An 11,709-nucleotide genomic window follows, 5' to 3' on the forward strand; every position below is an offset into this window, starting at 1 on the left:
CCCGCGGGAGTCGGTTCACTCGGTGGCGATGGCGTGCAGCACGTCCAGTCGAGCCGCGCGTCGAGCCGGGCGCAGTCCCGCGAGTGCTCCCGCGGCGATCCCCACCAGGGCCACCACGAGCAGGGGCGCCGGTGGCAGCGCGAAGGCGAACGCGGTGCCGCTCTCGCCGTCGGAGGCCCTCACCAGCACCCAGCCGAGGAAGGCGCCCAGGACGAGCCCGCCCGCCGTGCCGAACGCGGCTACCAGGACCGATTCCCAGCGGACCATGGCCCGCAGCTGGGACCGGGTCTGGCCGACGGCCCTGAGCAGACCCAGTTCGCGGGTCCGCTCGTGGATCGCCAGGGTGAGGGTGTTGGCGATGCCGAGGAGCGCGATGAGCACCGCGAGGGCGAGCAGCGCGTAGACGAGCGTCAGCATCATGTCGATCGCGCCCGCGGAGGACTGCGCGTACTCGTCGCGGGTCTGCACCTGCGGGTCGCCGTACCGGGCGGCGACCCGTTCGACGGCTGCCTTGCCGGCCTCGGCGCTCACGCCGGGCCGGAGGGACACGGCGACGAGCCGGTCGGAGTCCTGTGTGCGGTGCGGGGCCCAGGCGGAGCGGCTGACGACGTAGTCGCCGGCGAGTTCCGACCGGCCGTAGACCGCGCGGACGGTGAAGGTGCTCGTGGTGCCGTCGGTGAAGGTGAGCCGTGTCCGGTCGCCCGTCGTCAGGCCCCGCCGGTCGGCCTCGTCGCGGGTGACGGCGATGCCGTCGGTGCCCAGGCCGTTCAGGGAGCCGCGCACGGTTCCGAGGTCGAAGGTGCGGGCGAGCGCGACCGGGTCAGTGACCGTCAGGGCCCGCCCCTCGCCGTCGACTTCGGCGACGCCCCGGCCGAGCCCGACGGCCGTGTCCACCTCGGGCAGCCGCTGGATCGCCCCGGCCAGCCGGGGGCTCAGGCCGCTGCCGCCGGCCCCGAAGGAGGGGGTGCTCACGGCGAGGTCGCCCGCGAAGGACCGCGAGACGGTCTGGTCCATGGTGGCCTTGAGCGAGGCGCCGAAGACCGTGAACAGCGACACCACGGCGACCCCGATCATCAACGCGCTCGCGGTGGCCGCGGTGCGCTTCGGGTTGCGCAGCGCGTTGCGCCGGGCCAGAGCACCGGTGACGCCGCGCAGCCGGCCGAGGGGGCTGCCGAGCAGACGCACGGCGGTGGCGGAGGCGACCGGGCCGAGCACCACGAAAGCGGCCAGGGCGAGGACGGCGCCGACTCCGGCCGCCCATACGGACGGTGACACCAGGACACCGGTGAGGGTCACGGCCACGGCCGTCGCGGCGAGGACCGCTCCCGCCACGGCGCGCGGGCGGGAGGCGCCGGAGGTGTCGACGGCCGTCTCGCGCAGCGCGGCCATGGGAGCGGTGCGGCCGGCCCGTACAGCGGGTGTCAGCGCGCAGCCGAGGCAGACCACGACGCCGACCGCCGGCGGCAGTGCCATGGACAGCGGCTGGACGACCAGACTGCCGTCGGGGAAGGGGAATCCGATCGCCGGGAACAGTGCCTGAAGCCCGGCGGCGATCCCGATCCCGCCCGCCAGTCCGGCGGCGGACGCGGTCAGCGCGACGGCGCTCGCCTCCACGAGGGTGGCGGCGGTGACCTGGCGGCGGGAGGCGCCCAGCGCGCGCAGCAGGGCGTTCTCGCGGGTGCGCTGGGCGACGACGATCGCGAACGTGTTGTGGATGGAGAAGGTCGCCACCAGCAGCGCGACACCCGAGAACACCAGCAGGAAGGTGGTGAAGACGGTCAGGAACTGGCTGGAGACCATGTCGGTGTTCTCCCGAGCGGCCTCCTGGCCGGTGAGCGCCTCGACGCCCTGGGGCAGCGCGGGCGTCAGCCGCCGCACCAACTCGGCCTGGCTCACCCCGGGTCCGGCCCGCACCTGGATGCTCGCCGCCTCCCCCGGCCGGGCGGTCAGGTACTTCTCGGCGTCGGCCCGGGTCAGTCCGGTGAAGGTCACCTGCGCCATGCCGTCCTCGCCGCCGAAGGTCGCGAGGCCCACGATCGTCACCTCGACGGGGTCGGGGGTGCGCAGCGTCGTGGTGTCGCCGATCCGCAGGCCGCCCTTCTTCGCGGCGCCGCGGTTGACGACGGCCTCGCCCGGCTTCGCGGGGGCGCGCCCCTCGGCGAGCCGGTACGGGTTGAGCCGGGGGTCGCTGATCCAGTTGCCGGCGAGGGTGGGTGGACCCTGGCCGCCGATGGGCTTGCCGTCGCGGCCGAGGAGCTGGCCCGCGCCCTGGATGTCCGGGGCGGCGGCCGCGACCCCGGGGAGCCGCTCGATGGTGCTCACCAGCGCGGTGTCCACCGGCCGGCGTACGCCCTGGCCCTCGCCTGGCGCGGTGATGACGGAGGCGCTGCGGACGACGGCGTCCGTGCCGTCGGTCGCCCGGCCGAACAGGGAGTCGAAACTGGCGCGCAGGGTGTCGCCCATGACTAGGGTCCCGGCCAGGAAGGCGACGCCGAGGAACACGGCGAGGAAGGTGCCGGCGAAGCGCCGTCCGTGGGCGCGCAGGGAGGACAGGCTCAGGCGGAGGGAGGCGTTCACGTCCGCACCTCGAAGGCCTTCATGCGGTCCAGGACCCGGTCGGCGGTCGGGGACTCCATACGGTCGACCAGGCGCCCGTCGGCGAGGAAGAGCACCTCGTCGGCGTGGGCGGCGGCGACCGGGTCGTGGGTGACCATGACGACCGTGCGGTCCGTCTCCCGCACCGCGCGGCCGAGCAGGCCGAGCACCTCCTGGCCGGAGCGGGAGTCGAGGTTGCCGGTGGGCTCGTCGGCGAAGACGACGTCCGGGCGGCCGGCGAACGCGCGGGCCACCGCGACGCGTTGCTGCTGTCCGCCGGAGAGTTCGGCGGGCCGGTGGTGCAGGCGGTCGCGCAGGCCGACGACCTCGACGAGCGCGTCGATCCACTCGGGGTCGCCCCGGCGGCCCGCCAGGTCGAGGGGCAGCGTGATGTTCTCGGCGACGGTCAGGGTCGGCACCAGGTTGAACGCCTGGAAGACGAAGCCGACGCGGTCGCGGCGCAGCAGGGTCAGCCGGCGGTCGTCGAGACCGCCCAGTTCGGTGTCGCCGATGTACGCGCTGCCGGAGGTGAGCGTGTCGAGCCCGGCCGCGCAGTGCATCAGGGTGGACTTGCCGGAGCCCGAGGGGCCCATGATCGCGGTGAAGCGCCCGGCCGGGAAGCCGACGCTCACGCCGTCCAGGGCGGTCACGGCGGTGTCGCCGGCGCCGTGGACCTTCACGGCGTCGACGACCCGCGCGGCCGTCCTGGTGGCCGCTGTGCCGGCCGAGGCGGTGGCGGTGGAAGAGGTGGTGGAAGGGGCGGTGGAGTCGGGCGTGGTGGTCACCGGGCACCGCCGGTGCGGCCGAACTGCTCCTCCAGGACGGACAGCCGGCGCCAGTACTCGTCCTCGTCGATCTCGCCGGAGGCGAAGCGGCGGCCGAGGACGGCGAGCGGCGAGTCGGCGGCGGGGCGCCCGTCCGGGCCGCGCCAGGGCCCGGTGTCCCTGCCGTGCCAGGATGGGCCGCGGCCGCGCCGGGCGGCACGGCGCAGGAGGGTGACGGCGCCGACGACGGCGGCCGCCCAGAACAGCGGGACGAAGAGAATCCACGGCCCGGGGCCGCCGTCCCAGTTCGCCAGGGTCTGCATCTTGGTTCCTCTCCCTCGAGGGGTCTGCCGATGGGCTGCGGAGAGTTCTCCGCTCCTGCGTCGACAGTGGCTCGGGAAGGGGCTCCGGGGCGTCGTACGGCCAGCGGCAGTGCGGCTACCTCCCGGGGAGTACGGGGCGGCGCGGCGGCTGCTCCGCGCGGCCCGCCCCGTCCTGCGGGGCGGATCCGGCGGGGCCGCGCTCCGCAGGTCGGGTGGGCGGATGCGGCCTACCTCGTGGGGAGTACCGGGAGTGCCGGGACCGGGTCAGGTCAGGGCCGCCAGCGGGTCGTCCAGGACCGGCTGCCAGGCCAGTTCGGCCGCGCCGACCAGGCTGTTGTGGTCGAGGGTGCAGGAGAGGATCGGGACGACGCCGCTTCGGCCCCACAGGCTGCGCTCGGCGACGACGGCGCGCAGGCGGTCGGGGGCGGCGTCGAGCAGGGTGCGGTGCAGTCCGCCGAGGATGATCCGGTCCGGGTTCAGGATGTTCACCAGGCCGGCCAGGCCCTGCCCCAGGCGGTCGACGAGGGTTTCGACGGCCCCGCGGACGGCCGGGTCGTCGTAGTGGTGGCGGATCAGGTCCTCGGCCTGTCGTAGCAGGGACATCTCGGGGCCCGGTTCGCGGCCCGCGGCGGTGAGGAAGGCCAGCGGGTCCGTCTCGACGTCCAGACAGCCGCGGCTGCCGCAGTGGCAGGGGCGGCCCTCGGGGTTGACGGTGAGGTGGCCGACCTCCAGCGCCAGTCCCGAACTGCCCGTGTGCAGCCGCCCGTCGAGGACCAGCGCGCCGCCCACGCCCCGGTGCCCGGTCGCCACGCACAGCAGGTCGCGCGCGCCACGCCCGGCGCCGTGCCGGTGCTCGGCGAGCGCGGCGAGGTTGACGTCGTTGGCGGCGAAGACCGGTGCGGTGATCCCGGCCGCGCGCACGCACTGCGCGAAGACGCGGCGGACCGGCGCCCCGGCGGGCCAGTCCAGATGGAGCGGGTTGAGGGCGAGGCCCTCCGGTTCGGCGACCGCGGACGGCACGGCGAGTCCGGCGCCGACGCAGCGCCGGCCGGTCGCGCGCAGCAGCTCGGCACCGGCCTCGACGACGGAGCCGAGCACTTCGGCCGGGTCGGCGTCGACGGCCCCGCAGCCGGGCGCGGTCGCCACGATCCGGCCGCCGAGGCCGACCAGGGCGGCGCGGAACCCGTCGGCGTGCACCTGCGCGGCGAGGGCGACGGGACCGTCCTCGGCGACCGCCAGACGGTGCGAGGGGCGCCCCTGGGATCCGGCCGCCGCGCCGGGCCGGGCGTCCACCCTGATCAGGCCCAGCGCCTCCAGTTCGGCGGCCACCGCACCGGCCGTCGCCCGGGTCACCCCCAGCTCGGCGGTGAGGACCGCACGGGTCGGGGCGCGCCCGGTGTGCACGAGTTCCAACGCGGGCCCGAGCGCGCCGCGCCCCCGGTCCAGCCGTGTCCTGGAGGTGCTCCCTTCCCCCGGCGTCCGGGGGTCCGCCTTGCCGTTCATGGGGGCGAGTCTCCCATGATCCGCACATCGGGTGAGCGGCGACTCGTTCAGCGGGCCGGGTCAGAGGCCGCTCACCCTGAGGGTGATGTTCAGTCGTCCGGTCAGCCCCAACTCGGCTGGTGCCGTGCCCGGCTGAACGCGCGGCACCCCGTGGTACGCGAGGCGGGACGGTCCGCCGAACACGAACAGGTCTCCGCTGCGCAGTTCGACGTCGGTCCAGGGCCGGGTACGGGTCTCGGTGTTGCCGAACCGGAACACGCAACGGTCGCCGAGGCTCAGCGACACCACCGGCGCGCCGGACTTCTCGTCGCTGTCGCGGTGCAGGCCCATGTGCGCCTCGGCGTCGTAGAAGTTGATCAGGGCGATGTCGTACCGGGCCTGGCCGGCCGCGCCGGGTCCCAGCGCGTCGGTCACCGCGTCGCGGGCCAGGTCGTCCAGCCACGCGGGGAACGGCTTCACCGGGGCGCCGTCGCCGTCGACGGCGGTGCGGGCGTAGCCGTACGGGTACCAGTGCCGGCCCAGGCAGACCTGCCGGGCGGTCATCGTGCCGCCGCCGGGTGTGCGCACCGTGCGCAGGCCGGCCGGCGGGTGGGCCCACTCCCGGCAGGCGGCGAGCAGCGCGCGCTGCCGGGCCGGATCCAGCCAGTCCGGTACGTGCACGGCGCCCGGCGCGATCTGCGTGCGGCCGCGTGGAAACAGCTCGGCGTCCATGTCTCCCATCCTGCCGGACATGGCATGAGCTGCGGCTCCGCTAGCCTTGACGGCGATGAACGACCGTATGACGACTCCCTGGGGCGAGCTGGAGCTCGCCCGGTTCCCGCAGGACCCGCGTGACCGGCTGCGGGCCTGGGACGCCTCCGACGAGTACCTGCTGGGGCACCTCGACGAGCAGGGGACCGACCTGTCCGGGACCGTGGTGGTCGTCGGCGACCGCTGGGGTGCCCTGGTCACGGCGCTGGCCGCGCACCGGCCGACGCAGATCACGGACTCCTTCCTCACGCAGGAGGCGACCCGTGCGAACCTCGCCCAAAGCGGCGCGGAGCCCGGCGCGGTACGCCTGCTGACCACCCAGGACACCCCGCCCGGCCGGATCGACGTGCTGCTGGTGCGGTTGCCCAAGAGCCTGGCACTGTTGGAGGACCAGCTGCTGCGCCTGGCGCCCGCGGTGCACGAGGGCACGGTCGTCGTCGGCACCGGGATGGTGAAGGAGATCCACACCTCCACGCTGACGCTGTTCGAGCGGATCCTAGGCCCCACCCGGACCTCGCTCGCGCGGCGCAAGGCCCGCCTGATCCTCTGCTCGCCGGACCCCTCCCTCGAGCGGCCCGTGAACCCGTGGCCGCACACGTACACGCTGCCCGACGGCATCGGCGCCGCCTCCGGGCGGACCGTCGTCAACCACGCGGGGGTCTTCTGCGCCGACCGGCTCGACATCGGCACCCGGTTCTTCCTGCGGCACCTGCCCGCGGGCGGCGGCGCCCGCCGGGTGGTGGACCTGGGGTGCGGGAACGGTGTCGTCGGTACGGCGCTGGCGCTGGCCGACCCCGGCGCCGAGGTGCTGTTCACCGACGAGTCGTTCCAGGCCGTGGCCTCGGCGGAGGAGACGTACAAGGCGAACGGCGGGCCGGGGCGGGCCGAGTTCCGGGTCGGCGACGCGCTGGCCGGGGTGCTGGCCGGCAGCGTGGACCTGGTGCTGAACAATCCGCCCTTCCACTCGCACCAGGCGACCACGGACGAGGCGGCCTGGCGGATGTTCACCGGGGCGCGGCGCGCGCTGCGCCCCGGCGGCGAGCTGTGGGTGATCGGCAACCGCCACCTCGGCTACCACGTCAAGCTGCGCCGCCTGTTCGGCAACAGCCGGCTGGTCGCGAGCGACCCGAAGTTCGTGGTGCTGCGGGCCGTCAAGAGGTAGGCGCCGTACCGCGTGAGCCGATCACGCCGATGAGCCGCTCCACCTCTCCCACCATCGCCTCGCGGCCCACACTGAGGTACTTGCGGGAGTCGACCGCCTCCGGGTGCGCGGCGAGGAAGTCGCGGATCGCGCCGGTCATCGCGATGTTGAGGGCGGTGCCGACGTTGACCTTGGCGATGCCCCCGGTGACGGCGGCGGCCAGTTCGCCGTCCGGGACGCCGGAGGAGCCGTGCAGGACGAGCGGCACGTCCAGTGCTCCGGCGAGTCGCTTGATGAGGTCGTGGTCGAGGGCCGCGGTGCGCTCGGTCATGGCGTGGGTGTTGCCGACCGCCACGGCCAGGGCGTCCACCCCGGAGCCGGTGACGAACGCGTGCGCCTCGGCGGGGTCGGTGCGCGCGCCGGGGGCGTGGGCGTCCAGCGGCGGCGCGCCGTTCTTGCCGCCGACCTCGCCCAACTCGGCCTCGATCCACAGTCCTTGGGCGTGTGCCCAGGCCGCGGCGGCACTGGTCGCGGCGAGGTTGTGCGCGTACGGCAGCCGGGAGGCGTCGTACATCACGGAGCTGAAGCCGGCGTCGGCCGCCTGGCGCAGCAGGTCGTCGCTCTGCACATGGTCGAGGTGCAACGCAACGGGCACGGTGGCGCGTTCGGCCGCGGCGGCGGCGGCGCGGGCGAGCGGCAGCAGCCGCCCGTAGCGGAACATGACGGCGTTCTCGCTGACCTGGAGGACGACGGGCGCGCCGGCCGCCTCGGCCCCGGCGACGACGGCCTCGACGTGTTCCAGCGTGATGATGTTGAAGGCGACGACGGCGGAGCGCGCGGCGGCGGCGCCGGCGACCAGCTCACCGGTGGCTGCAAGCGGCACGGTCTGTCCTTTCCGGTGCCGAACGGGGTGACGGGGCGTCAGGGGGCGAGGATGACCGAGCGGGTGAGGTGGCGGGGCCGGTCCGGGTCCAGGCCGCGGGCCGCGGCGACGGCGACCGCGAGCCGCTGGGCGCGGATCAGTTCGGCCAGCGGGTCGAGTTCGCCCTCGATCCACAACGCGCCTGTGGCGCGGACCTGTTCGGCGAGCCCTTCGGGTGCCCGGCCGAGCATCCAGGTCGCGGTGCCGTCGGTGGAGACGCTGATGGGGCCGTGCCGGTACTCCATCGCCGGGTAGGCCTCGGTCCAGGACAGCGAGGCCTCCCGCATCTTCAGCCCGGCCTCGTTGGCCAGTCCGACGGTCCAGCCCCGGCCGAGGAAGGTGAACTGCGCGCAGGCCAGGAGCGGTTCGGGCAGCGCGGCGGACAGGGCGGCCCGGGCGTCCACGACGACCTCGTCGGTGTGCAGTCCGAGGTGGGCGCGCACCAGGGTGAGGGCGGTGGTGGCGAACCGGGTCTGCACCACGGAGCGTTCGTCCGCGAAGTCGAGGACCACGGCCTCGTCGGCGGCGTCCATCACGGGGGTCGCGGGGTCCGCGGTGACCGCCGTGGTGCGGGTGCGCCCCTTCAGCTCCCGCAGCACGTCGAGCACTTCGGTGGTGGTGCCGGAGCGGGTGAGGGCGAGCACGCGGTCATAGGAGCGCTCGTAGGGGAACTCCGAGGCGGCGAAGGCGTCGGTCTCGCCCTGTCCCGAGCCCTCGCGCAGCGCGGCGGCGGCCTGGGCCATGAAGTACGAGGTGCCGCAGCCGACGATCGCGACCCGCTCCCCCGGGGCGGGCAGCGCCCGGCCGTGGACGGCGACGTCGGCCGCGACCCGGGCCCAGCACTCGGGCTGACTGGTCAGCTCGTCCTCGACATGGCTCATGGCCCCTCCTCCTGCTCCCATGGAATGCGTGTTCCTGCAAGATAGCGCCGACTTTCGAGCACAATCAAGCATCCGGAGGAGGTGTCGGGTGCGCTAGGGTCGCGGAGGACCGAGGGAACGGAGGAGGCGGATGTCGCGCGACGCCCGCTGGAAGGCGCTGCTGGAACTGCTCGTGGAGCGCGGCCGGCTGGACGTCGAGGAGGCGGCGACCGGACTGGGGGTGTCGGCCGCGACGATCCGGCGGGACTTCGACCAGCTCGCCGAGCAGCAGATGCTGGTCAGAACCCGGGGCGGCGCGGTGGTGCACGGCGTCTCCTACGAGCTGCCGCTGCGCTACAAGACCGCCCGCCACGCCTCTCAGAAGCAGCGGATCGCCAAGGCGGTCGCGGATCTCGTGGCACCCGGCGAGGCGGTCGGCCTGACGGGCGGCACCACGACCACCGAGGTGGCCCGCGCCCTGGCGGTGCGCGCCGACCTCGCGTCCGGCTCCCCCGCGCTGACCGTGGTGACCAACGCCCTCAACATCGCCAACGAGCTCGCCGTCAGGCCCCAGTTCAAGATCGTGCTGACCGGAGGGGTGGCGCGACCGCAGTCCTACGAGCTCATCGGGCCACTGGCGGACGGGGTGCTGAGTCAGATCACGCTGGACGTGGCGGTGCTCGGGGTGGTCGGCTTCGACGTCGCGCACGGCGCGGCGGCGCACGACGAGGCCGAGGCCGCCGTCAACCGGCTGCTGTGCGAGCGCGCCGAGCGCGTCGTCGTGGCCGCCGACTCCAGCAAGCTGGGCCAGCGGGCCTTCGCCCGCATCTGCTCGGCCGAGTCGGTGGACACCCTGGTCACGGACGCGGCGGCGGCACCGGAGACGGTGCGTGGGTTCGAGGAGGCGGGCCTGCGGGTGCTGGCCGTCTGACGGCGCCGGCCCGCTTCGCGTCACAACCGCAGGAAGCCCACGCCTCGGCCGTCGTTGCAGCCGCAGGGGGTGGCACGGCCGTCGTCCGGTGGCGCCTGCTGGGCCTTGAGCGCCACGCTCATCAGGCTCAGCAGCAGATCGACGTCGGCCGAGGCGTCGAGGCGGACCGTCACCCACGAGGAGCCCGGCACGACCCGGATCGCGGCGAAGCGCCGCAGGTCGCTCTCCAGGCGGCGGATCGCCCGGACGGTCAGGCGGAGGTCGACGTCACGGCCGGAGTGGAAGTGGGCGATCTCCCCGCCCGCCGAACTGAGCGCCTGCCCGCTGCCGCAGCTCGGCACCGCCTCCTTGAGATCGGGCCAGGTGACCAGCTGGGCGAGAGCGCGCGCGGCGAGCGTCATGGTGCCATCATGGCGCGCTCACCGTGCGGCAACGGCCACGAGGGAAACCCTTAACCAATCCGTGTCAAAGGTCCCGGCGCGGTCCGGCGGCCTGGCTCGGGGGCGGCCCCCGCCGACGGCCCCCGCCCGCTTTTCCGGGCTCCGGAAGCCTTGGGCCGTCCCTGGAGGCACACTGGCAGAAGGGGCCGTCGATGCTCATGAGGGGGTGTCGAAGGTGACACGTCGTGCGGGACTGTGGCTGTGGCGATGGCGGCGCAATCCGCTCAGGCGGACCAGCGACCTGGTGGAGGCGTGGATCCTGCTCGTCGCCTGGGTCCTCGCCGTGGCCGGCGGCGTCCTCGCGGGCGTGGTGACGGCGGGCGCGCTGCAGCGGGCGGCGGACCGGGTACGGGCCGAGAGCCGGCCGGTGTCCGCCGTGGTGACGCAGGATGCGGCCCACGGGTCGGTCCGGCCCGCGGGAGGCGCCCTGGGTTGGGGCACGGTCCGCTGGACGGACGCGGACGGCTCGGCGCGCACCGGCCGGACCAGGGTCCCGGTCTCCGCGACACCCGGCGCCCACGTCACGGTGTGGACGAACGGACGGGGCGTGCTGATCCCGCCGCCCGCCTCATCGGCCGACATCGCCTTCCAGACGGCTCTCGGCGGCCTCTGGGCGGGGACGACCACCGTGGGCGTCGTCATCGGCGGTGCCAAGCTGGCCCGGGCCCGGCTCGACCGCCGGCGCTTCGCCCGGTGGGACGAGGAGTGGGCGCGCGTGGACACGCCCTGGGGGTGGAAGACCGGCTGAGGGCGGGCCGAGGACGCGGGAAGCCGAGGGCGGGGAAGGGGCGGGTCGCCCCGGGGGCTGATCGCCGTACACTTTGAGCCCGAATGACGGCGGGCGGCACCGGCCCGCCCGGTCCCGGCGATCAGAGCGAGGGAGTGCCCGTGCCCGGCCACCGTTCCATCACCGAGGCGGAGAAGCTCGCGCAGGCGAAGCTCGGCGGCATCCGCGTGCGCCGGGAGCAGATGGCGGCGGTCGCCAACATCTACCGGGCCGCCTCCGCGGTCCGCCAGCACCTGGAGAACTCGGTGCTGCGCGGCTCGGACCTGACCTGGACCGCGTTCGTCGTGCTGTGGGTGGTCTGGGTGTGGGGCGAATCGGAGACCCGGCACGTGGCCGAGGAGGCCGGCATCTCCAAGGGCACCCTGACGGGTGTCTCGCGCACGCTGGAGTCGCGCGGGCTGCTGCGCCGCACCGGGCATCCCACCGACGGCCGGCTCGTCCTGCTCTCGCTCACCACCGGGGGCGAGGAGTTCATGAGCCGGGTCTTTCCGGAGTTCAACGAGGAAGAGGCCTTCGTCACCTCGCAGCTGAGCGGCGAGGAGTGCCGGGGGCTGGCGGAGATGCTGCGGCGTGTGGTCCTCCAGGTCGAGGAGCACGGCGAGGAACGCCGCCGGTCGCTGCTGGACGGCGCGGACCCGGCGCCGCGCCGCAGCGGGCGCCGCGCCAAGGGCTGACCCGGCGCGGACCGCGCCG

The 11,709-nt window shown here is 74.7% G+C and carries 12 protein-coding genes; 4 read left to right on the forward strand and 8 right to left on the reverse strand.

Features of this window, described 5'->3' with window-relative positions; all coding sequences use genetic code 11:
- Positions 1-15: 15 nt before the first annotated feature.
- From ACTYVM_RS22125 to ACTYVM_RS22145, 5 genes are all read right to left on the reverse strand, one after another.
- Positions 16-2,577 (reverse strand): ABC transporter permease, encoded by a 2,562-nt coding sequence (locus ACTYVM_RS22125; protein WP_445527586.1) that lies wholly within the window; start codon positions 2,575-2,577, stop codon positions 16-18.
- Entirely contained in the window at positions 2,574-3,275 is a 702-nt protein-coding gene (locus ACTYVM_RS22130; protein ID WP_445527624.1) for an ABC transporter ATP-binding protein, read from the reverse strand. The genes ACTYVM_RS22125 and ACTYVM_RS22130 overlap by 4 nt, the downstream gene beginning before the upstream one ends.
- 101 nt (positions 3,276-3,376) lie before the next feature.
- A complete protein-coding gene (locus ACTYVM_RS22135; RefSeq protein ID WP_445527587.1) occupies positions 3,377-3,682 on the reverse strand; it encodes an SHOCT domain-containing protein in 306 nt (101 codons plus the stop codon).
- A gap of 264 nt (positions 3,683-3,946) precedes the next feature.
- Entirely contained in the window at positions 3,947-5,185 is a 1,239-nt protein-coding gene (locus tag ACTYVM_RS22140; protein ID WP_445527588.1) for an ROK family protein, read from the reverse strand.
- Positions 5,186-5,245: 60 nt separating this feature from the next.
- Positions 5,246-5,896 carry an alpha-ketoglutarate-dependent dioxygenase AlkB family protein gene (locus ACTYVM_RS22145; protein ID WP_445527589.1) on the reverse strand — a complete coding sequence of 217 codons (651 nt, stop codon included), beginning with the start codon at positions 5,894-5,896 and terminating at the stop codon, positions 5,246-5,248.
- 67 nt (positions 5,897-5,963) lie between these two features.
- Here ACTYVM_RS22145 and ACTYVM_RS22150 point away from each other — a divergent pair, with 67 nt between their 5' ends.
- On the forward strand, positions 5,964-7,097 hold the full coding sequence (locus tag ACTYVM_RS22150) for a methyltransferase (RefSeq protein WP_445527625.1): 1,134 nt from the start codon (positions 5,964-5,966) through the stop codon (positions 7,095-7,097).
- Here ACTYVM_RS22150 and ACTYVM_RS22155 read toward each other — a convergent pair.
- Both ACTYVM_RS22155 and ACTYVM_RS22160 read right to left on the reverse strand, forming a co-directional pair.
- A complete protein-coding gene (locus ACTYVM_RS22155; RefSeq protein ID WP_445527590.1) occupies positions 7,087-7,959 on the reverse strand; it encodes a ketose-bisphosphate aldolase in 873 nt (290 codons plus the stop codon). The two genes, ACTYVM_RS22150 and ACTYVM_RS22155, sit on opposite strands and share 11 nt — an antisense overlap.
- A 38-nt stretch (positions 7,960-7,997) precedes the next feature.
- A complete protein-coding gene (locus ACTYVM_RS22160; RefSeq protein WP_445527591.1) occupies positions 7,998-8,879 on the reverse strand; it encodes an SIS domain-containing protein in 882 nt (293 codons plus the stop codon).
- A gap of 130 nt (positions 8,880-9,009) precedes the next feature.
- Here ACTYVM_RS22160 and ACTYVM_RS22165 point away from each other — a divergent pair, with 130 nt between their 5' ends.
- On the forward strand, positions 9,010-9,789 hold the full coding sequence (locus ACTYVM_RS22165; protein WP_445527592.1) for a DeoR/GlpR family DNA-binding transcription regulator: 780 nt from the start codon (positions 9,010-9,012) through the stop codon (positions 9,787-9,789).
- Positions 9,790-9,809: 20 nt separating this feature from the next.
- On the opposite strand, the gene ACTYVM_RS22170 is transcribed toward ACTYVM_RS22165, so the two are convergent.
- Positions 9,810-10,190: a luciferase domain-containing protein gene (locus ACTYVM_RS22170; RefSeq protein ID WP_445527593.1), complete on the reverse strand. Its 381-nt coding sequence runs from the start codon at positions 10,188-10,190 to the stop codon at positions 9,810-9,812.
- Positions 10,191-10,404: 214 nt separating this feature from the next.
- Here ACTYVM_RS22170 and ACTYVM_RS22175 point away from each other — a divergent pair, with 214 nt between their 5' ends.
- Together ACTYVM_RS22175 and ACTYVM_RS22180 are read left to right on the forward strand one after the other, a co-directional pair.
- Entirely contained in the window at positions 10,405-10,977 is a 573-nt protein-coding gene (locus tag ACTYVM_RS22175) for an Rv1733c family protein (protein ID WP_445527594.1), read from the forward strand.
- Positions 10,978-11,117: 140 nt separating this feature from the next.
- A complete protein-coding gene (locus ACTYVM_RS22180) occupies positions 11,118-11,690 on the forward strand; it encodes a MarR family winged helix-turn-helix transcriptional regulator (protein ID WP_445527595.1) in 573 nt (190 codons plus the stop codon).
- Positions 11,691-11,709: the final 19 nt, after the last annotated feature.

Source organism: Streptomyces cyslabdanicus (assembly GCF_052663305.1).